The 21,397-nt window shown below is 37.8% G+C and carries 24 protein-coding genes; 1 reads left to right on the top strand and 23 read right to left on the bottom strand.

Annotation, left to right across the window (positions count from 1 at the left end):
- Position 1: 1 nt before the first annotated feature.
- The 23 genes from FG27_RS01315 to FG27_RS01205 all read right to left on the bottom strand — a co-directional run bounded on the left by FG27_RS01315 (position 2) and on the right by FG27_RS01205 (position 20,617).
- Complete coding sequence (locus FG27_RS01315) at positions 2–1,504, bottom strand: thymidine phosphorylase family protein (protein ID WP_037314474.1); 1,503 nt, start codon at positions 1,502–1,504, stop codon at positions 2–4.
- Between the two features lie 28 nt (positions 1,505–1,532).
- A complete protein-coding gene (locus FG27_RS01310; RefSeq protein WP_037314473.1) occupies positions 1,533–2,909 on the bottom strand; it encodes an MBL fold metallo-hydrolase RNA specificity domain-containing protein in 1,377 nt (458 codons plus the stop codon).
- A gap of 15 nt (positions 2,910–2,924) precedes the next feature.
- Positions 2,925–3,179, bottom strand: a complete 255-nt coding sequence (locus tag FG27_RS01305) for a hypothetical protein (RefSeq protein ID WP_013072813.1) — start codon at positions 3,177–3,179, stop codon at positions 2,925–2,927.
- A 41-nt stretch (positions 3,180–3,220) separates the two neighbouring features.
- A complete protein-coding gene (locus tag FG27_RS01300) occupies positions 3,221–4,063 on the bottom strand; it encodes an ATP cone domain-containing protein (RefSeq protein WP_037314469.1) in 843 nt (280 codons plus the stop codon).
- Positions 4,064–4,065: 2 nt separating this feature from the next.
- Entirely contained in the window at positions 4,066–4,896 is an 831-nt protein-coding gene (locus FG27_RS01295) for a universal stress protein (protein ID WP_037314467.1), read from the bottom strand.
- A gap of 26 nt (positions 4,897–4,922) precedes the next feature.
- Positions 4,923–5,696 (bottom strand): SDR family oxidoreductase, encoded by a 774-nt coding sequence (locus FG27_RS01290; RefSeq protein WP_037314466.1) that lies wholly within the window; start codon positions 5,694–5,696, stop codon positions 4,923–4,925.
- Between the two features lie 53 nt (positions 5,697–5,749).
- Positions 5,750–8,086 (bottom strand): glycosyltransferase, encoded by a 2,337-nt coding sequence (locus FG27_RS01285; protein WP_037314464.1) that lies wholly within the window; start codon positions 8,084–8,086, stop codon positions 5,750–5,752.
- An 84-nt stretch (positions 8,087–8,170) separates the two neighbouring features.
- Positions 8,171–9,253 carry a pesticidal protein Cry7Aa gene (locus tag FG27_RS01280; RefSeq protein ID WP_037314462.1) on the bottom strand — a complete coding sequence of 361 codons (1,083 nt, stop codon included), beginning with the start codon at positions 9,251–9,253 and terminating at the stop codon, positions 8,171–8,173.
- A 9-nt stretch (positions 9,254–9,262) separates the two neighbouring features.
- Positions 9,263–9,613, bottom strand: coding sequence for a phosphomannose isomerase type II C-terminal cupin domain (locus FG27_RS01275; protein ID WP_037314460.1), 351 nt, complete (start codon positions 9,611–9,613; stop codon positions 9,263–9,265).
- A 10-nt stretch (positions 9,614–9,623) separates the two neighbouring features.
- Complete coding sequence (locus FG27_RS01270; protein ID WP_037314458.1) at positions 9,624–10,595, bottom strand: 6-phosphofructokinase; 972 nt, start codon at positions 10,593–10,595, stop codon at positions 9,624–9,626.
- A 2-nt stretch (positions 10,596–10,597) separates the two neighbouring features.
- Positions 10,598–11,938 (bottom strand): dicarboxylate/amino acid:cation symporter, encoded by a 1,341-nt coding sequence (locus tag FG27_RS01265; RefSeq protein WP_037314456.1) that lies wholly within the window; start codon positions 11,936–11,938, stop codon positions 10,598–10,600.
- Positions 11,939–11,946: 8 nt separating this feature from the next.
- Positions 11,947–13,008, bottom strand: a complete 1,062-nt coding sequence (locus tag FG27_RS01260) for a class I fructose-bisphosphate aldolase (RefSeq protein WP_037314454.1) — start codon at positions 13,006–13,008, stop codon at positions 11,947–11,949.
- A gap of 11 nt (positions 13,009–13,019) precedes the next feature.
- Positions 13,020–14,033, bottom strand: a complete 1,014-nt coding sequence (locus FG27_RS01255) for a type II glyceraldehyde-3-phosphate dehydrogenase (protein ID WP_037314452.1) — start codon at positions 14,031–14,033, stop codon at positions 13,020–13,022.
- Between the two features lie 19 nt (positions 14,034–14,052).
- Positions 14,053–15,408, bottom strand: coding sequence for an APC family permease (locus FG27_RS01250; RefSeq protein ID WP_037314450.1), 1,356 nt, complete (start codon positions 15,406–15,408; stop codon positions 14,053–14,055).
- Positions 15,409–15,415: 7 nt separating this feature from the next.
- Complete coding sequence (locus FG27_RS01245) at positions 15,416–16,771, bottom strand: NAD(P)/FAD-dependent oxidoreductase (protein ID WP_037314448.1); 1,356 nt, start codon at positions 16,769–16,771, stop codon at positions 15,416–15,418.
- Positions 16,768–17,229, bottom strand: a complete 462-nt coding sequence (locus tag FG27_RS01240) for a universal stress protein (RefSeq protein ID WP_037321886.1) — start codon at positions 17,227–17,229, stop codon at positions 16,768–16,770. Before FG27_RS01240 ends, FG27_RS01245 begins: the two co-directional genes overlap by 4 nt.
- A 132-nt stretch (positions 17,230–17,361) precedes the next feature.
- Complete coding sequence (locus tag FG27_RS01235) at positions 17,362–18,180, bottom strand: helix-turn-helix domain-containing protein (RefSeq protein WP_037314446.1); 819 nt, start codon at positions 18,178–18,180, stop codon at positions 17,362–17,364.
- Positions 18,181–18,274: 94 nt separating this feature from the next.
- The gene (locus FG27_RS01230; RefSeq protein ID WP_027884440.1) at positions 18,275–18,550 is read right to left on the bottom strand and encodes a DUF5676 family membrane protein; all 276 of its coding nucleotides are present in this window, start codon (positions 18,548–18,550) and stop codon (positions 18,275–18,277) included.
- A 12-nt stretch (positions 18,551–18,562) separates the two neighbouring features.
- A complete protein-coding gene (locus FG27_RS01225; RefSeq protein WP_027884439.1) occupies positions 18,563–18,787 on the bottom strand; it encodes an SHOCT domain-containing protein in 225 nt (74 codons plus the stop codon).
- 22 nt (positions 18,788–18,809) lie between these two features.
- Entirely contained in the window at positions 18,810–19,022 is a 213-nt protein-coding gene (locus FG27_RS01220) for a heavy-metal-associated domain-containing protein (protein ID WP_027884438.1), read from the bottom strand.
- 10 nt (positions 19,023–19,032) lie between these two features.
- Entirely contained in the window at positions 19,033–19,260 is a 228-nt protein-coding gene (locus FG27_RS01215; RefSeq protein ID WP_034892122.1) for a hypothetical protein, read from the bottom strand.
- 182 nt (positions 19,261–19,442) lie between these two features.
- The gene (locus tag FG27_RS01210; RefSeq protein ID WP_037314444.1) at positions 19,443–20,024 is read right to left on the bottom strand and encodes an AraC family transcriptional regulator; all 582 of its coding nucleotides are present in this window, start codon (positions 20,022–20,024) and stop codon (positions 19,443–19,445) included.
- 176 nt (positions 20,025–20,200) lie between these two features.
- Entirely contained in the window at positions 20,201–20,617 is a 417-nt protein-coding gene (locus tag FG27_RS01205) for a hypothetical protein (RefSeq protein WP_027884435.1), read from the bottom strand.
- A 256-nt stretch (positions 20,618–20,873) separates the two neighbouring features.
- On the opposite strand from FG27_RS01205, the gene FG27_RS01200 reads away from it, so the two are divergent.
- On the top strand, positions 20,874–21,290 hold the full coding sequence (locus FG27_RS01200) for a hypothetical protein (protein WP_037314440.1): 417 nt from the start codon (positions 20,874–20,876) through the stop codon (positions 21,288–21,290).
- Positions 21,291–21,397: the final 107 nt, after the last annotated feature.

Raw genomic sequence — 21,397 nt, 5'->3', positions numbered from 1 at the left:
TTTAAATTATAGTTATGATGTCGTTATGGTTGTTTTCATATTCCAAGGCATAATTAAGTTCACCTTTGGATTCAGCATATATGGTATAAAGCAGTTGGTTCTCTTCGATTTGTTCTCCCAAATGCACATTTAGAAGAATCCCTGCCGATTTAGATTGTGGTGCTCCAGAAAGCTTGGCCAGTTTTGCAATTTTACGGTTATCAATTCGTTGCAAAACGCCTGACTTTTCAGCTTTAATTTCAATTTTATAAGGTGCTAAAACTGGTTTTGAAAATTGACCTTGCGCCTTACAAATGGCTACGAATTTTTCATATGCTTTTCCAGATTTGAGAATTTTATGTGCGGTTTCCTGTCCCTTTCCTTTTTCTACTTTTCCAGAAAGTTCTAATAGTTCAGTAGCTAAAAGCAATGCTCTTTCTGTTAAGTCTTTAGGTGCATCTTCCTCATTTTTCAAAACTTTTAATATATCTATGGCTTCTAAAGTTGGACCGATACCTCTTCCAACAGGCTGCGTGCCATCCGTAACTACAACTTTTACATTCAACCCAACAGCAGTTCCAACGGTTTCCATATGATTTTTTAGTTTTTCTGCCATTTCGGTACTGCGAACCTTGGCGGTTTCTCCCACGGGAATATCAATGACCACGTGAGTAGAACCAGCTGCTGCCTTTTTAGAGAGTACTGAAGCGATGAGCTGACCTTCGCTATCAATATCCAAGGCTTTTTCAATTTTAATGAGCACATCATCGGCAGGACTTAACTGCGCTGTACCGCCCCAAACAAAACATCCGCCTTCTTTTTCTACTACGGTCTTTATTTCCTCGGAAGAGAGCGTAACATTGGTCAGTACTTCCATTGTATCTGCTGTGCCTGCTGGCGAAGTGATTGCCCGTGAGGATGTTTTTGGCATAGTAAGCCCATACGCGGCAACAATGGCAACTACCAATGGTGTTGTCCTATTGCCAGGCAATCCGCCAATACAATGTTTGTCGACCACGATATCCTTGTTCCAGTTCAGTTGCTTTCCGGAAGCAATCATTGCTTTCGTTAGGTCGGATATTTCATCAATATCCATTCGGTCGCCAGCACAGGCAGTAATAAATGCCGAAAGGTGGATGTTGGAATAATCGCCTTCCACGATATCGGTTATGATGTTGTTATAGGCCTTATAATCCAGTTTTTTGTTATAGATTTTTGCCCTGACGTGGCTTAAGGATTCAATAGGCTCTAAATGGGAAACATATAATGTATCGTTTGGGGAAACATTGAGTTTTTTCGCAGCAGCATCTGATAGTCCGATTTCATTAGGCAACAGAATATCAGAATTCAGGACATTAAGACTTGCTACGATTGATGTATTTGCATTGGATATTCTTATTCGGGTAAGTGCCTCAAACCCTTCTGAAATACAGACGTGGCAATCTTCGCGCATATACACTACATTTTCGTTTTGGGTATAGATTCCGAGATGTTTATATTTTAATATGTTTGAGTGTGTGTCCATATTTTATTGGTTGTTGTGATTTTTCGATTTATTCTATTTCTTCGATGGTGTATAATTGCGGAATTTCTGCATCCCACCCATAGGTTTCCTTGATGCCTTTTTGCAATGCTTCTGCACTCTCTTTTTCACCGTGTACAATGAAAATACGTTCGGGTTTGTTTTTTATCTTATCCATCCAGTCCATAAGTTCTGCGTGGTCTGCGTGTGCCGAAAGCCCTTCAATTTCTGCAACTTCCATATCAAAGGGCACCCATTTTCCATAGACTTTTAGTTCCTTATCGCCTTCCAATAATTTTCTGCCTCGCGTACCTTCAGCTTGATAACCCACAAAAAGCAAGGTGTTGTTGGGGTTTTGTGCCTGTGTTTCAAGGTAGTTTAGCATTCTTCCGCCTGTGAGCATTCCGCTTCCTGCAATCACGATTTTCGGTTTATTATCTGTTCGTAATTCCATTGTTTCCCGATAACTGCTTACGACCGTAAAGTGCGAGCACATTTCGTCACATTCGTTATCTTCCAACCTGTGCCAATCTCTTGTGCGATGAAACAATTCTAATACACTTGCTCCCATTGGGCTATCCATTATCATTTGTATTTTTGGTATTTTCTTCTCTTTCAATAATTTCCAAAAAATCAGCATCATCAATTGGGCACGTTCTACTGAAAAACTTGGAACAAATAGGCTGCCACCTCTGTTGATGGTGTCATTGACCAATTTTTCTATCTGTGGAAGTGCTTCTACTTCATCAGGATGAAATCTTCCTCCGTAGGTGGATTCAATAAATAATACATCTGCCTTTTTTGGCTTTAATGGCGGAAACAGTAATAAATCGTTTGTTCTGCCTATATCGCCAGAAAACACAAAACGTTTCCTGTGTACATCCAACTCAATGTAAGTTGCTCCCAGAATGTGTCCATTATATTGAAATCGAGCCCTTATGCCATCAAACAATGGAATCCATTGTGATTGCGGAATTCCTTTAAAATGAGGGATAGTTTTTTCTACATCATTTAAATCGTAAAGTGGTTCAGCAGGATTATGTTTGGAATAGCCTTCTTTATTGGCACGTTCTGCTTCTTGTTCCTGAATTTTTGCACTATCATTCAAAATGATTTTTGCAATGTCCAAGGTGGGATTGGTACCATAGATGGGCCCTTTGAAACCTTGCTTTACCAATCTCGGCAGATAACCTGTGTGGTCCATATGGCCGTGGGTGAGCAAAACAGCATCAATATCACCTACATTAACAGGTGGGTACTCCCAGTTTTTAAGGCGTAATTCCTTTAACCCTTGGAAGAGGCCACAGTCTATAAGTATCTTTCTATCTCCTGTATCCACCAAATATTTTGAGCCAGTCACGGTGCCTGCCGCTCCCAAAAAGTGGATGTTTATTTTTTTGTTTTTCATCGTTATAGTATTTATTTAGAGTCCACCACAGCAGGAAGGTGTATTTCCTTTATCTTGTTTTGATTTGCTCAATTCCACTATTTCTTTATATAGATTACGAGAATCCTCTTTAATAAAAAGAGCCAATTTCTTTACTGATTTAGGTTCAAAGTGAACCATTTCCAATAATATCTCAAGGGCTTCTTCAAGTAGTTTTGAGTCATCTTCCAATGCCTGGTAAAATGGTTCTAAATCTATGTTGCCCTGTTTTTGCAATTCTTCAGTTTTCATTTGTATTATTTTTAAAAATTAGTAATTATTCATTATTTGAATTAATGGGATCTACATAATTCTCTTGAATCTTCGAGTATCTTATTTTGCCTTAGCTTACTGATACCCATTTGTTCCAAAAAGTCTGGATTTTCGTGTAGCTCCTTGCAGAGTATGATGCCTTGATCCAATAATTTTGTTTTTTCAGCTTTGGTAAGTGTTGTTAAAGCGGTTAAGGGATGTAGCCCCGATTTATCTATTCTGTCCTTGAGACCATTTCCTCTTGGATAATCCCAACTGGTCATAAGCATTCCAACACATTTCCCGTACTGAATGGCATCGGTTGTGAAACGCGTATTGGTGTAAACCCCGCCTTTATGAAGTTTAGCCTCGTGACCTTTTTGGTGTTTCCATTGCTTTTCCACGTCCAAAAACCGTGAATGGATATATAATGGGATTTTTACATTGCAAAACCTGCCTTGGTCACTATGGTATTTACATTCAATCATATAATGTTTATTTCCTTTTTGCGCTATCACATCCACTTCGTGCTGAACGCAATTGCCTTGAACTATGACACCAACCTGTGTTGAAAATCCTTCGTGTGCCAATAGTTTGCCTACTAACTTTTCAAATGGAAAACCGGTTGGACCTAGTTCCATTAAAGCTTTTTTGAGCTTGTACTTTGAGGCACTTACCCTAGATTTTCGTTTTAGCATCTTGAAAGCCAACTGATAGATTTTTTTGGTTGTCATTCCTTCTTCAATCTGCTCTTGTACTTTCCGGGCTATATCCTGAATAATATCCTCATCTGCCCGTGAGCGACGTAGGGAGTTGATGAGTTTGTTTATATCAAAAGCTTCGTACTCGCCGGAATTTTTTTTTATTAAGAGTGGTTTATTCATCGTTATACCTTAATAGTCATTACCGGCAGGTCAAATTTTTGTACAACGCCCTCTGCGACACTTTTGGAAAAAAGGCTTAGGAAACCGGTTTTTCCATGCGTACTCATCACGATAATATCCACCGGGTTGTGTTTTGTAAAATGACTGACCCCTTCGGTCACCGACGGGCCATTGTACACGTGGGTTTTTGCCTGTTCCAGTTCAGGGAAACCTTTTAAAAAATCTTTTATTGGGGCCCGACCATCGTTAATACTATTAAAGTCAGTCTCGGTATTGATACGGAGCAGGTTTAGCTTTGCATCCAGTTTTTGGACCAGTGGGATTACTTCCTTAAAAGCCCTGCTCACATCTTCTTGAAAATCGGAAACAAAAAGGATATTTTGCCAAGGAAAACTTGCTTCGGTTTCCTTGGCCACGATTACGGGTACGTCGGCATTTCTGACGATTTGGTCGGTATAGCTGCCCATAAGTTCTCCCAAAAAGCCTTTTTTTCCACTACTACCTGTCACGATAAAATCATGTTCAAAATGTCCCGAGTGGTGGAGGATGTTTTTCTGACCAGGGTTGTAATCTATAAAAGTCCTGCATTTTAGGCCTTTTTTCTCGGCAGTCCGTTCCAGTTCCCTTAATTCCGTTTTTGCCTCGCCTATTCTTCCCAAAACTTCGGGATATCTTTTTTCTTTGGTTTTATCCAGATCTACCCAGTCCATCGGGGTTTGGATCATATGCAGGAAGTGGATCTCTGCTTTAAAGGTCTGGGCAAGTTTTATTCCTAGTTGTGCAGCCTGCTGGCTGCTTTTGGAAAAATTTGTAGGTACGAGTATGTTTTTCATAATTTATTGTTTTTTAAATTTGTCTTTTATTGTGCAGTATAACCACCGTCGATTACCAATTCAGAACCTGTCATAAATTTAGATTCATCCGAAGCCAGATACACCACTCCATAACCTATATCATCTGGCTCTCCCATATGTCCAACAGGGTGCAAACTTTCCAATTGCTTTTTTCCTTCTTCTAAATTACCTTGGGCTTTAAGGAAATTTTCTACCATTGGTGTCCATATATAAGCTGGATGAATGGAATTGACACGGATGCCATAACCCTGTTTCGCGCAATGAAGTGCAGCAGACTTGGTAAATAAAGTTATACCACCCTTACTTGCGTTATATGCAGCTAAATTGGGGTCGCCAATAAGGCCTTCAATAGAAGAAAAGTTAATGATTGAACCACCTTCCCCGGTCTCTTTCATAGCCTTAATGCCGTATTGGGTGCCTAGGAAACTGCCATCCAAATTGATGCTTAAAAGTTTTTTCCAGTCTCCAAGCGTTATCTCTTCCACGTTTTTACCAACTGCTATTCCAGCAGCGTTAGCCAGAATATGGAGTTTTCCAAATGTTTTGAGCGCAGTATCGATTACCTTTTTCCATTGATTTTCTTTGGATACATCTTGTTTGATGAATATGGCTTTACCGCCATTATCTTTAATTTGTTGAACTACTACATTTCCGTTTTCTTCGTCCAAATCTGTTATCACTATTTTTGCTCCTTCACGTGCTAACAAAATAGCACTTGATTTTCCGAGGCCAGAGGCACCTCCCGTGACAATGGCTATTTTATTTTTTACTCGATCCATAATTAAGATTTAAGTGTTTATAAGAGCTTTCTTAGGTGTGGGTTTTCTTGCACCTATATCGAATTTTTAATTTTTATATTTTTCTTTCTTCCTTTATATTCCTGTTGTTCACACTGTTTTTCATCATTACAATCACACATAAATAACTTACCTTTTTTTAATTGAAAGGGTTCTGTACTTTTCGTTACCCAGTGATCCATAACCAATCGGGCAATAAAATAACAAATGGAAGATTCCGCTCCTTGATTAATATTGATGTGGTTCTTTTCCAGCCCGTCATAACAGGCCCCATTTACCGGGTTATACATAATTTGGTTAAGATGGTTGTTGCCCAGAAACCAACTAAAGGCAATTTGCAATTGTTCTTTGTACTTGCTTTTTTGTGTTACTTTAAAAAACAACTCCAGACTAAAAATGGTGTAGGCTACTTCTATGGGTTGTTCTCCAAAAAAAGTGCGTTGATTGCGTTTGTGAAACCATCCCTTATTAGAAATTACCTGGATTTCACCTTTCATAAAATATTGGGACAACAGGAAATCAAAAGTCACTTCTGCTATTTCTTTATATTTTTTGTTCCCTAAAATTAAATAGGCATACATCATAGCTTCCGGTAAGACACTATTGGCATAGGTGAGGTAATCTTCATACCACTTCCAGTCTTGGTCTGAAGTAAGCTCATAATATCGCATTAATTTATTCACTAATTTCTCCGTCAATATTTCAATACTGGTATTAGAAGTGGTGTGATAGTAGTAAAGTCCTTTTAAAGTAAAACTGATAGCCCTGGGCGAAGTAAAGTTGGCAACGTTTGGCAATGCTTTTTCGAGACACTTTTTAGCCTTTTCAGTAACAGCCTCAGGTAGCAATTGGTTGTTTGATACCACATATCCCAGGCTCCATAAGGCTCGGCCATTAGCATCTTCCAGATTAACTTCTTTGTTCTGTGCAGTTATTTTACCGTTAAAATCCACATAGTTTTGAAACCATCCATTTTCTTGTTGAACAAATTCCATAAACTCCAAATACCGGGTTACCAGCTTTAAGGTATCGGGATTGTTATATCTCTCATAGTACATTGTCATCGCAATCAATGCCCTGGCATTGTCATCTAAAGTATAGCCGGAACAAGGATCGGGTGTATCAAAGTGCGAGAATTGAAGCATTCCGAAATTGGTAGTGAGCTCTTCGATATGCGCGGCTTTTACAGGGGGAAGTTGATAACATAGATCTTTATCTTTATTGGTTATTTCCCAAAACACCCTGCCGTAGCCAATGGCCACATTTTGCCAGCTGGTGGCGCGCAGTTTAGAAAATGCGCTTTTGCCCATCTTTATCCTTTCCTCTTTATTTTCTATTAAATAGAGAATGGCTTTTTGGAATTGTGCGGGATCGTTGAAATCATTCAGCAGTATCCCGTTGGAATCATCTATCAATTCATTTGCGTGGGGAATAGGGGTGGAGACCACAGGACAGCCTGTACTCATTGCATATACAAAGGTCCCGCTTACCGCTTGATGTGGATCTTTGGAAGAAAATAAGTATATGTCCGAAAGGTTCAGGTATTCGAGCACTTTTTCAAGTGCTAGGTATTTATTGATAAACCTTACATGGTCTTTTAGATTCAATTTATCAATAATGGTAACCAATCTTTCCCGGTATTTTTCCCCTTCTCTTTTAAAAACCTCAGGGTGTGTTTTCCCTAAAACCAAAAACAATACATTAGGATGTTTTTGCACAATTTTGGGTAATGCATATAGCACGGTTTCAATACTTTTATTTTCGCTAAGAAGCCCGAAGGAAGATAAGATTATGTTTTGCGTAAAATCATATTTCTTCTTTAGCGTTCCTTTTTCTTTCCATAAAACAATGTGTGTACCGTGGGGAATCACTTCAATTTTTTTGGAAGCAATACCATATTCGTTCATTAATATTTTACGGGAATTATGGGTAAGAACAATTAATCTTTCAGAAAAATCGTTGATAGCCGCTACAATACTTTTTCTCCTGCTGTCCGCGTTGGGCAATACCGTGTGGAAAACCGTTACTATGGGTTTATTTACGGCCAGCATGAACGATAAAATATGCTCCCCATAGTCTCCTCCAAAAAGACCAAACTCGTGCTGAATGCATACCATCCCCACATCTGTACGTTCGTTTATGGCATCGGCGATTTTCCTGTAATCGGTTAGAGTGGGGCTGTGCAATGTATCTGTAACATCATCTTTATCCTTACATCTTTCCGGATCGTTTTCCAAAGCATATACTTCCACAGGCAGTGTACAGCCATAAATATTCTTCACGGCGTTGACAAGGTCTTGTGAAAATGTAGCAATACCACACTCCCTGGGAGGAAAGGAAGAAATGAGTATCATTTTTAGGGTTGTGTCCATAATTTTGATTTTTGTGCAATAGTTTCCTGTTACCTATTTTGTTACTTTAATTTCGTTATTACATTAATCGTTATCAGCTATCTACTATGGTGTGTTTTTCTGTGAAGGATGTTTTTTTAGCTCACCCAATAATTGTTTGAGGCTTAGTTTGGCCACAGCAATATGTTTATCTGCTGCCCCATAATAGATATAGAGATCATCATCAAACAATGAGGTTCCCGTAGGGAATACCACGTGGTTCACCACTCCTTCTAATTCCCATTTTTCTGAAGGGGAAAACAAGGGATAAGGCAACCTCCCGATTACTTTTGTAGGGTCTTCAATATCCAATAGCGCAGCTGCCGCGTGATACGTTTTTCCGATGTTGGTTTCACAAACCCCGTGGTATATTATCAGCCAACCATCTTCTGTTTCTATGGGTGCGCCTCCCGCACCCAGATAATTCACTTCAAAATCGAAGAACGGATCCATAAGGATATGATCGGTGAGGTTCCTTATATGATTTATCCAAAATTCTTTGGTAAGGTCTTCCCATTTTTCAAATTGTACTATTTGTATTCCCGGCCATATACGGTGGAGCATGACGAATTTCCCGTTGATTTTTTTTGGGAAGAGTACAATATCCTTGTCCCGTAAAAATCTATGTTTTTCATCTGCTAAACCTATGCTAGCAAAAAGGTTGTAATAGTGATAGTATTTTGGGTTTAACTTTTCCTGACTACAACATTCAAGATGGTATTTATATTCCTTGTAATTCAATTTTGGAGTAATAATCCCTTTTTTATCGAAATGTCTCATGTCTTTGGAGGTAGCCAAAGCACCCATGGCATTGAACCCGTCATAAGCTGTATAAGTTAAATAATAGGTATCTTCAATTTTAACAATACGAGCATCTTCCACACCATGTTTTTCATAATCAAAATCACGAGTTATTAACGGGCTTGATTTCCTTTCTATGAGATCTAAATGCTCATTGGTTTTGGCATATCCAATGGTAGAGTAATTGCCATCTTCCACCGCACGGTAAAAGATATGCACCTCTTCACCCTCTTGAAATATTCCAGGATTGAGCACGCCGTTATTTTCAAATTCCAATTTAGTGGGACTAAGTAGGATCCCTAATTTTTCTATGGGTACTTCTGTATTAATCTGAATTGTATGTTCCATGTCTCTGTATTATTTTGGGTCTTCCCTGTTGTATTTATCCTCCAGTCTAACAATATCGTTTTCATCAAAATTGCCAAAGGCTATTTCAAGGATGCTTACCGAAGAATCTGATGTTTTTATTTGATGTACGGTTTCTTTTGGAATAAAAAATTCGTCTCCTTTTTGGCCCACTGTTGTTTTGTCGCCTATTACGAAACTTCCCATTCCTTCCAGTACCCTCCAGAATTCTTCCCTGTTGTGGTGAAACTGGAGGCTTAGTTCTTCGTTTGGAATAACCGTGAGTATCTTTACGGTGCTTACCTCATTATGGGTAAAGCGTTCAAAGTTTCCCCAAGGCCTTTCTTCTTTATACTTTTTCATTTTTCTTGTTTTATGAGCTAAATAGTTTCAAAAGATCCTGTAGCTCATCATTTATTTTATGTTGTTTAACCACCTCTTCAAAAGGTGTTAAGTGCAATTGATTGTTTAAAATCCCTACCATTACGTTGTTTTTCCCTTGCAAAAGTGCATCTATTGCTGCCACTCCAAGCCTAATACCAAGCATTCTATCTAAAGCAGATGGGTTTCCACCTCGTTGCACGTGGCCAAGCTTCGTTATGCGTAAATCGACATTGGGATTGACTTCCTTTATTTTTGAAGAAACAAGTTCGGCACCAATTTCGTCACCTTCAGAAACTACGATTAGAAAAGCATCGTCGCTATCGTAATGTTTTACCTTATCCAAAAGGTTAATAAAGTCGGTATCGCTCTCTGGGATGAGTATGGCATCAGCGCCAACCATCAATCCTGAATGAATGCCGATATAGCCAGAATCTCTACCCATTACTTCCACGATAAATACCCGATTGTGAGATTCGGCAGTATCCCTTATTTTATCAATGCTTTCAATGGCTGTGTTAACTGCGGAATCGAAACCAAGGGTGTAATCCGTACCCGAAATATCGTTGTCAATAGTTCCGGGAATCCCTATGAATGGGATATCGCATATCTCTGAAAAAGCAAGTAATCCTTTAAATGTACCATCACCACCAATGGCAATTAAAGCGTCTATTTTGTTTACATTTAGAGTTTGCAAGGCTTTTTTTCGACCTTCCAGTTCGAGAAAACGTTTGCTTCGGGCTGTCTTAAGGATAGTGCCACCCTTTTGGGTCAGTTTTTGTAATTCGTGCGATTTTAATTGAACCAAGTCACCGTCTATCAATCCTTCATATCCTTTTCGAAAGCCGCTTACGTTTATACCATTTACTTCAGCCGTTTTTGTAATGGCGTACAAGGCTGCATTCATCCCTGGACTATCACCTCCAGAGGTAAATACACCTATATGTTTTATAGTACTATCCATAGTTATAAAGCTTCTTTTTTAAGAATTTCAATGTTTTTTATACCATACAACCTATTAAAAACCATACAAGCTGTAAGGTCACCCGTTACGTTTACAGCAGTCCTGAACATTCCCAACAATCTTTCTACACCAATAATAATGATGATGCCTTCGGCTGGGATACCAACACTTCCCAAAACAGAAGCGAGTATCACCACACCACCTCCGGGAATGGCAGGTGTGCCGATTGAAGCAGCAACGATAGTTACAATGACCACAATAATATTGAGTAAACTCATTTCCAGTCCATAGGCTTGGGCTATAAAAAGGGTTGTTATCGTTTGATAAAGTACAGTACCATCCATATTGACGGTTGCGCCAATGGGAATGATAAAATTGCTAATGGTCTTGTCCACCTTTAATTTTTCTTCGGCTGTTTGAAGGGAAAGTGGCATCACGGCCGCAGAGCTTGTGGTTGAAAAGGCCAATAATTGAACGTCCCTTATTTTTTTTAAGAAATGCATAGGGTTTGCTTTTCCAAGAAGCACAATTAGCCCTAAATAGAAAATTACCAAAAGTAATAGACCGAGCAGGACGACGCCAACATAATAGGTGAGACCGGAAAGAGAACTTAAACCAACACTAGAGGTAAGCTGTGCCATAAGTCCGAAAACAGCAATAGGGACTAATAACATAGACCATTTTACCACCGTCATACAGACTTCCTGAATGGCACTTAGAAGCAGCTTTACTGGGCGCAGTAAATCATTTTCAAGAGATAGCACAGCTACACCAATAATGATTGTGAAAATGACAATACTTAACATTTCACCACTTACCATAGATGCCAATGGATTTTCAGGAAGCAGGTTTGAGATGGCATCAGGAATCGTTTCAACTCCGAAGGAAAGCTCGGGTTCATCAGTTGAAACTGCCGTAATTTCATTATGCTCTTTTAGTGCTTGTTGATGAAGAAAACGACCCGGTCTAAAAATTTGGGATAGTATCGTACCAATGCTAACCGAAACTATTGTTGTGCCCAAAAAATATAGTAAAACACCACCACCTAATTTTTTTAAACTGTCCTTATCATTACTTGCGATTCCTGTGATGATGGAAGCCACAATCAACGGAATCATAATCATTTGAACCAGTTTCAGAAATAGTACACCGGGCAATGCCAGCCAATTCCCCGCGATATCTGCTGTTTCTTTAGAAATCCATCCATTTTGTGGACTCAATAGCAGACCAAATCCAACACCTAAAAATAAGGCAATGATTACTTTAAGCCATAGACGGCTTTCTACCAGTTTAAGGAGGTAGTGGTTAAGTGATTTTAATGATTTTATCTCTGTATCAAACATTCTGTTGATTATGCTATACTAATTTTATCGTCCAAATAAACTTCCTGAACAGATTGTAATACTTTCACGCCTTCGCTAAAAGGCTTTTGAAATGCTTTTCTTCCCATTATCAGCCCAGAGCCACCAGCCCTTTTATTGATGACGGCAGTAGTTATAGCATCAACTAAATCGGACTTCCCTTTAGAACCACCGCCAGAATTTATCAGTCCTATTTTACCCATATAACAATTTGCTACCTGTAATCGACAAAGGTCAATGGGATGGTCTGTCGTCAACGTTTTATACATTTCATCATCATATTTTCCAAATCCTATTTCTTTAAACCCGAAATTATTGGTTGGTAATTTTTGTTTGATGATATCCGCTTGAATAGTTACGCCCAAATGATTGGCCTGCCCAGTAACATCGGCAGCCGCGTGGTAATCTTCTTTTTCGGTTTTAAAAGCTTCATTTCGTGTATAGCACCATAAAATGGTAGCCATACCAAGATTATGAGCTTCTTCAAAAGCCTCTGCTATTTCTTTGAGTTGTCTGTTACTTTCCGCTGAACCAAAATAAATCGTAGCTCCTACGGCAATTGCTCCCATATCCCAAGCGGTTTTTACCTTACCAAAGAGTGTTTGGTCATATTTGTTCGGGTAGGTAAGCAGTTCATTGTGGTTAATCTTAACGATAAAAGGGATTTTATGGGCATATTTTCGGGCATTCAAACCCAAAACCCCAAACGTGGAAGCCACCCCATTACAACCGGCCTCAAGGGCGAGTTTTATAATGTTCTCTGGGTCGAAATAATCTGGGTTTTTATAGAATGAAAAGGCCGCGCTATGCTCAATACCTTGGTCAACAGGAAGGATACTTAAATAACCAGTTCCTGCCAGATTTCCGTGATTGTATAATTGGGAAAGGCTACGAAGTACCTGTGAATTTCTGTTGCTATTGCCAAATACTTTTTCTAAACTATTTTTGCTTGGCACTTGCAATTCATCCTTTGTTATTTTTTCACAAACGTGTTCTAAATAGAAGTCTGCTTTTTCTCCTAAAAGTTCTACTATATTCTTGTCTGTTTTCATTTTGATAGTATTTAATGGATTCCTAAACTTTCATTTGTTTTGGCTATGGATTTTGTACCATCTGTTTCAATTCCAGTTAATGCCCTAATAGCATCGATTGTTTCCGGGATTACAATGGCTTGGTTATCGACTACATAGGCATAAAAAAGTTCATCTCCCTGTACTTTGAGCATATCTTCCCACAGCGCAACTTCATACATATCGCCCCAAGGTCTTCCCATATCCAAGAACATTTCCTTAATGGTATTGTTAGAAACCAGACCTTGGTCATATTGAATTAATTTAATACGACTTGAAGTTTTGAAAGCATTTAGCACTTCTTCCTTTGTCGCCTGCTTTTTCAATTTCACATTCCAGTAGTGCATATGGCTCAATGTTTCGGGTACTTTTACCGCTGCGGTGATGACATCCAGTTCTGGGTCAACACTTTTAGCATCTGGACCTTGATGGCTTGGGATATCTTTTTCGGGAACCATCGTATTCATAATACCACCTAAATGACTTTCCCAAGGGTCTGTAGCTCTTCTTAAAAGTGTACCTCTGGCATAATCCAATAAATCGGCTCTTTTTAAAGCGGTCAAGGTTCTTAAAATAGACGTAGTATTACAAGAAACTACTCTTGTCGCATTCAAGTTTAGAGCGGATTTGTAATTATTTTCTGCACTAAAGGAATGCCCTGTGGTTTCGTGTTTTTCGCCACCGTGCAAAATAAATTTTATATTCTGTTCTTTATAAATCGCTACATTTTGAGCAGCAATCTTTTTAGGCGTACAGTCCACTACAAGGTCTGATTTCTTTAAAAGTTCCTGCATATTGCCTTTAACAGAAATCCCTTCAGATTTCATATTATCAGCTGCATCTTGAGTTGCTGCGTATATGTTGTAATTCTTTCTTACGGCATTTTGAATACGCCAATCGCTGATGATATCACATACTCCCGAAAGCTTCATATCGTTTTGTAAGTTGATGGCATCTGCCACCCTTTTTCCAATGACTCCGTAACCTATAACTGCTACATTTTTCATATAAATTGTTTTTAATTAATTATGTTTTTTTGTTTTTGTCACTTGTATTCTTCATTCCCATCGGCATATTACCTTCATCGTCTGTATGTGAAATCATAAAAAGGCGTTCCGCCACAAGTATTAGAACAATCCCAATCGCTGCTACGATAAGCACCAAAGGATCGTTCAGATATTTTATATAAAGAAAAGCTGCCAATACCGCAATGTCCAATACGATGGCTATTAATGGGATGATAGGCTGAAAAACCACTTTGTTTTTAAGGTGACGGAACAGCCCCCAATGGATAGCGATATCCATAATAAGGTAAAAAATAGCCCCAATGGATGCTATCCTTGTCAAATCGAAAAGCACGGTCAGTAAAATGGCGAGGGAAGACGTGAATACTAGTGCTGGATTTTTTAAGCTACCAAGTTTGGTTAAAGAAGGCACCTGTTTCATATTGCTGAGCATTGCCAACAAGCGTGAAGAGGAAAAGATACTGGCAATGACCCCAGAAACCGTGGCAATAATGGCAATGCCAATGGTAATCCAGGAACCCCATTCCCCAAAAACAGGTTTTGCGGCGGCTGCAAGGGCATAATCTTTAGCTTCGATTATTTCAGGAATGCTTAAACCTCCCGCAACAGCTAATGCCAAGGCTACATATATCAGTGTGCAGATAAGTATGGAAAACACGATAGACCTACCAAGATTTTTATGCGGGTTTTTAATATCGGCTCCTTGGTTCGTGATAGTGGTAAAGCCTTTATAAGCAAGGATAGATAACGCCAAAGCGGCCACAAATCCGAAGCCTTGTGGTAATGTCTCAGTATTTTTGGGAATATAGTTTCCCGTAATATCGGCAAAACCTGAAATTGCAAGGCCGGCAATAGCTAAAATTGCTATTCCCACTACCTTTATAATAGCGGTAAATGTCGCGGTGGCACCAATAACCTTATTGCCCAGGATGTTCACTATATAAGCAACAACAATTAGCCCAACACCCAGGGTAGAGGCATAACCTGCATAGGACTCGGGAAATAGTCTCAACGTATATGCTCCAAAAGTGCCCGCCACCAGACTTTCGGAAACTACCATTGATACGTACATCAGCAAAGAATAAAACCCTGTTGTTGTTCCAGGTCCATAGGATTTGTTAAGGAATTTAACCACACCTCCAGACGATGGAAAAGCATTTGAAAACTTGACATAGGAATATGAGCTAAAACCCACCACAACAGCACCTGCAATAAATGCAATGGGAAATAGATCACCCACCAACTCTGCTATTTGCCCCATAAGGACAAATATGCCAGCACCAATCATTACGCCTGTACCAAGAGATATGGAACCTATTAGGGAAAGCTTATTATTTTTATCTGTGGTGTTTTTCATTTCAAAATTATTTTGTTCTGTTTTTAACCGAAGATTTCGGTTTAAAGTTTCTAATAATCAGGCGGTTGCTCTTTTCATAAGTGAAATAACTTACCGCCCAATTAAAACCAACCATCAATCTATTTCTAAATCCACTTATGGACATCAAGTGAACAACGGACCACAGCAACCAGGCGAAATAGCCTGCAAATTTAAATTTGCCCAAATCGGCAACTGCCTTGCGTTTACCTACGGTTGCTAAGGAACCTTTATCTTTATATTTGAAAGGTTTTATGGATTTGTTATTTATGATATTTAATATCGAATCGCCCAGGTATTTACCTTGTTGAATAGCGGTCTGTGCTACTTGTGGATGTCCTTTTGGGGTTTCTTTGGAAATGAGTGCTGCGATATCACCTATGGCAAAAATATTTTCGTAGCCTTCTACTTTTAAATTGGCATTGGTTTTAATACGGTTGCCTCTGACTACGTGTTTTCCATCAATACCATTTGGGAATTGTCCTTTTACGCCAGCCGTCCAGATAAGGTTTTTAGCCAATATGGTCTTATCACTTTTGGTAGTGACTTCCTTTCCATCATAATTGCTTACAGCTTCATTTAATAATACTTTTACATTTAAATCCTCTAAATATTTGAGGGTTTTCGAAGATGCTTTATCAGACATTGTACTTAACAACTCATCAATGGCTTCTATTAAATAAATGTTCATAATGGAAGCAGGATACTCTGGATAATCTTTGGGTAGAATATATTTACAGAATTCAGCCAATGCTCCTGCCATTTCTACGCCTGCTGGACCACCACCTACAATTACAAAATTTGTCAGCGCGTCGCGTTCTTTATCATCACAAGTAATAGCTGCCTGTTCCAAATTTTGCAACATCATATGACGGATGTTGAGGGAATCGCGAATATCCTTCATCCCCAAACTATTTTCGGCCACAGAATCCATCCCAAAGAAATTGGTGGTCGTGCCAGTAGCCAACACTAAATAGTCATAAGAAACACTTCCCTTATTGGTCAATATAGTATTTGAATCAGGTTGAATTTCCTCAACTTCAGCCAAACGAAAGAAAACATTTTTATAGCCATTGATTTGTTTTCTGAATGGAAATACAATACTGTCAGGCTCCAGGGCACTCGTTGCCACTTGATATAATAAAGGTTGAAATTGATGGAAGTTATTTTTATCGAGTAAAACCACTTGAACTTCTTTGTGTTTCAGTTTCTCAACCAATGCCAAACCTGCAAATCCTCCACCAACGATAACCACACGAGGTAATTTAGTATCGGGAAGACATATCTCATCTGTTATCTTACAGGTGGATTCCAACGTAATGCTATGTGTTTGCTTTTCTTTCATTTTTTATTTCTATCTCTTGCAATCAGTACTGAACATTTGGCATTTGTGGTTAAATATTGGGATACTGAGCCCAATACTAAGCGAGAAAAAGCACCGTGACCCTGAGAGCCTACTACAATTAAATCTGCACCCCAATTTTCTGCTTTTTCATAAATAGTACTTTTGGGCAGGCCACTAACAACACTTGTGGTTATGGTAAGTGCCTTGTTTTCGGCCTTGATTTTATCGAAAGCTTCTGAAACGATTTTGTTTCCCAATTTTTGAGCGTTACTTCTAATTTCTTCTATGTAATTTCCTATCCTGCCGCCCATAGTATGCAATCCCAGGCCGGTTGTTTTCGGAACTTCATAAACATTTATAATATGAATTTCACTATTTGAGGATAGGGTCATTTTTATAAGTTCGTGAATGGCTACTTTACTAAAATCTGAACCATCTATGGCCAATAGTATTTTCATTTTTTTCGTCTTTTTAATCTCTGATTTCGGGTTTAATTCCACTAATTCTGTCCGAATTAGATTTACATGTCAAGCCAAAGAATTTAGTAATCGAATCATTTTGGATATTTCATTTCCAACCTCTCTTATAAACTAGTTGTATTGCATAAGCTTAAGCTTTTTGGTTTTTAAATAATCCACTGTTTCTTTTACCGATAGTGGATACGTAGCATTTCCTGTGCGTACATAAAAAGTGGTGTTTCCTTCATCACTCACATAAACCGGTTCGTTGGAAGGTTCGATATCCACCACGCACACATCTTTCTCATCAATACTGTAGAACGAAATATGGTTGCTGAAACAAGCCTCGTGACCCAATTGTGTAGAGATAATCCTGAACACCGCACGTTCATACCCATCCATGTTTTTATGCTTTAGAGTTTTATAATCTTTTTCCAATCCCAGAACATTTCCGTCGTCATCAACACCAATTATAAGTTTTCCACCCTTGGCATTCATAAAGCCCACAATGGTTTTGGCAATGACCAACTCCAGTTCCCGATTGGTTGTTTTACGGTAATAATCATAGCGTATGGAAGATTTGAATTCCACCCGTTCATTTTCACCGGCCTGGATTAATTCTTCAATATCACGAACAAGCAGCCGCTGTTGTGTGCCAATAATTTCATTTTTCTTTTTCAGGTTTATCCAGAATAAACCTGAAACTATCCCCAAGAATCCTCCCAATAAAGTTAAGAGTCCGCCCATGCCCCGCATATTGAAACTGAAAGATTCCAAAAAACGTTCTTCTAAGACTTGCTGAAACAAGGGGAAAGAGAAGGGCGTATCACTGAACTCAAACCAGTAGATTACCATTGTAAAAGGGTGTACCAGGAAATAAAAAATACCTGCCCCAATAAATAAATGAGTCAAAATGATCTTAATATTTTTATAAGTATTACTGTTTATCATTTTTAGCGGTTTATGAATCTTTGATATAATTATGTTCTAAATTCAAGAGGGCCTTATCTAAACTTTCGATTAAACAATCCTATTTAATGCAAAATCATCTGTTTTTTATTTGGGCATTATAAAATGCCGCAATACACGCTCCAATCAACCAGCCTAAAATGAAGCTTTGCACAATACCAAAAAATGCTTCTAATAGTGGCACGTCCATTCTTATAATATTACTGGTGTCCAGACCGTGTAAAAGGCTGTTGAAAAATATAATCGTTCCTTCCTGTCCTGCTGTAGCCATCACGATCATACAGCCCAAATAAATTAAGGATACTGTTAGACCGAGGGCAAAACCGAATTTTTTTACATTTAATCGATACATAATTTATATGTTTTAAGATTGGTTATCTGATTTTAATAATTTTTTGGATTCTTCAAATTCCTCCTTTGAAATTTCGCCCTTGGCAAACCTGTTTTTTAGGATGTCCAATGGCTTTTCTTTTTTTGGTTTTTGGTATGGGATATCAGTTGGGATAAAGAAAATCCAAATGATAAACGCCATCCAAATAATCCACCATATCAGGTGCATACCTCCGAAACTTCCGTCGTGAAAAAACATAATTTTTGATTTTAAGTTACTTTTATAGTTTTTCAATTGTGTAACCCTCAAGGTTGCTGAGTTGTTTTTGTAATTCATCTACTGAAAGCGTTTCCTTCATAGTGATGATTGTAGCTCCTTTTGGTGCCAGAAAAATTTCTGCCTTTTCAATCTTTGGATGTTCTTCCAATGTCTTTTTGACCCTGCTAATGCAGCCGCCGCAACTAATACCATTAATTTGAAATTTTCGTTTCATAACATAAATTTTAGTGATGTTGTCCTTCTTTTTTTTTATCCTTCTTTTTTAAGTTCTCATTGGACAATCCGTGCGTATGGCTCCCGTGCCGCATGGGCATTAACAAGTGTACTGCGAACATTATTATAATAAATGCAAAAAGCCAGGTGCCACCACCAATTCCAATAGATGGTGCTAAAAAGATGAGTAAAAGCGGCAGTCCACAACCGAGGACCATCCATAACCAGTGATTTTTCATTGTTTTTTATTTTAATTAATGTTTATTCCTCGCCTTTTTAAGACCTGAACTGGCTTATGTTGTAATTGGGGGATTATCAACACAAGCCTTAGGGAGTTCGGGCTTTAGGGTTTTTAATATTATAATTAACACGAAAGCTATCTGTTTTTATGCTACTTCATCTGCATAACTTTCGTTGTTATTTATATAATTTCATCATAGAAATTTCGTTTCCATTTTTCTGTGTTTTTATAGTCGCTCATACTCATTCCCACAATCTCTTTAAACTGTCTTGATAAATGGTTAATGCTACTATAATCCAGCATATATGCCACATCTGAAAAAGAATATTGTTTTAATTGAATAAGTTCTTTTACTTTTTCAATTTTCAGTTTTATAAAGTATTTTTCAATGGTGGTGTTTTCATTTTTAGAAAACAGCCTGCTCAGTATTTTATAATCCCTGTTGAGCGTTGAAGACAAATGTTCTGAAGTATTTGTTTTCAAATGAAGTGGTAACTGAGTAAGCAGTTGGATTAGAATCATTTTTACTTTTTCAACCAGCATTTCCCCTTCACTTTGTACTATTTCAAAATCATTGGAATGAAGTACTTTGGTAACTTTATACGTAACCTCCGTGTTGGTGTTTTTTGAAGATTCAACCAATAGTTTACCTAATTCCAAAGAGAGTACGGTTATTCCCATCTCTTCCAGTTCTTGCGTTATTACTTTTAGACAACGGCTACATACCATATTCTTTATCCAGAATTCTTTCTGTAAATCCATAGTATTAATTATTTATTCTTAGAATGGTATTTATTCTAATAGATTATAAATTTCTGTTTTTCAAATAGTTGAAAGTGTGGTATGCTCAGGATAGAGCGCACCAGTTGTTAGCCTTTGCGTAGTACAGGCCAACATATAAGGTAGGTTGTTTGAAAAAGAACCTACTTAGGATGAAATCAAATTAAATATACCTCGTGGAGTACTTGAAAATCTTTCGGTATGAGGGGTGGGTCATAATCCCTAAAAGGGATTATATTTTGTTCCAACCCTTCGAATAGATTTACGTAAGTGTAAAAAAATGTGTGTAGGAAAATCAGTTTATGATTTTCCATCTCAAATGAAGCTTTTTGAAAGTTATCGCCACTTTCTTTAACTATAGATTTATTAGCACAGCAACCTTTTTTTTCGAACGAACATTTTTTTGAAGGATTGGTCTGAGCCTTCACCGCATTATCACAAACCTGAGCTTTATTTAAAACCGCCATATCCACGAGTTTATCACAGCAGAAATGCATATTCACAGTAAAAGACGATGAAGCAAACATTACTGCAAGTACCAATGAAACAGCTATTATTTTATTAAAGCTTTGCATAATACGAATATAAAAAAAATAACAAATGTTAACTATATTTTTAATATAATTTTTAGTAATGTGTTTTTTAACACCTTATTTAACCGAAGATACTGCAAAAAAAGACGACGGTAATATGATATTTATCATATTTTTAGAAATTTGATTCTCTTTTTGTCGAAAATAGTATAGGAAGTAAAAGTTTAACATAACGAAAAGAATTATTAATGTTTTTATATTTCGTTGTTTTATATATATTATATATATTTGCAGTCTTATGAAATCATTTTTCCATAAAATATTATCTGTAGCCTTAGCGAGCTTGGTATTTGTTACCACTATGTCGTTTACTGTAGATATGCATTATTGTGGAGATTCTTTGGTTGATTTTGCTTTATTTCATAATGCTCAAACCTGTGGAATGGAAAATCAATCATCCCAAAAAAGTTGTGAAGCAGGTTTTTCGGAAAAATCTTGCTGTTCAGATGCACAAATAGTGAATGACGGTCAAGATGATTTAAAAACATCTTACACCAATTTAAGCTTTGAGCATCAAGCCTTTGTTGCTACTTTCTTTTATACTTATATTAATCTTTTTGATGGACTGGATAAGAACATTGTTCCATTTAGAGATTATACACCTCCTTATCTTGTAAGGAACGTACAAAAACTACACGAAACTTATTTAATTTGATTTTAAACAGTTTCCGATAATTATCGGAAAGATTTGCTCTATGGTTACTTCCATCTTGGGCTTACTTTGTTGTGTTTAATTTTCTGATATTATCAGAAAGTTATTCA

This window comes from Salegentibacter sp. Hel_I_6 (assembly GCF_000745315.1).
Classification (GTDB): Bacteria; Bacteroidota; Bacteroidia; order Flavobacteriales; family Flavobacteriaceae; genus Salegentibacter.
The sequence above is the reverse complement of the archived record's forward strand: the minus strand, read 5'-3'. Positions and strand labels throughout refer to the sequence as shown.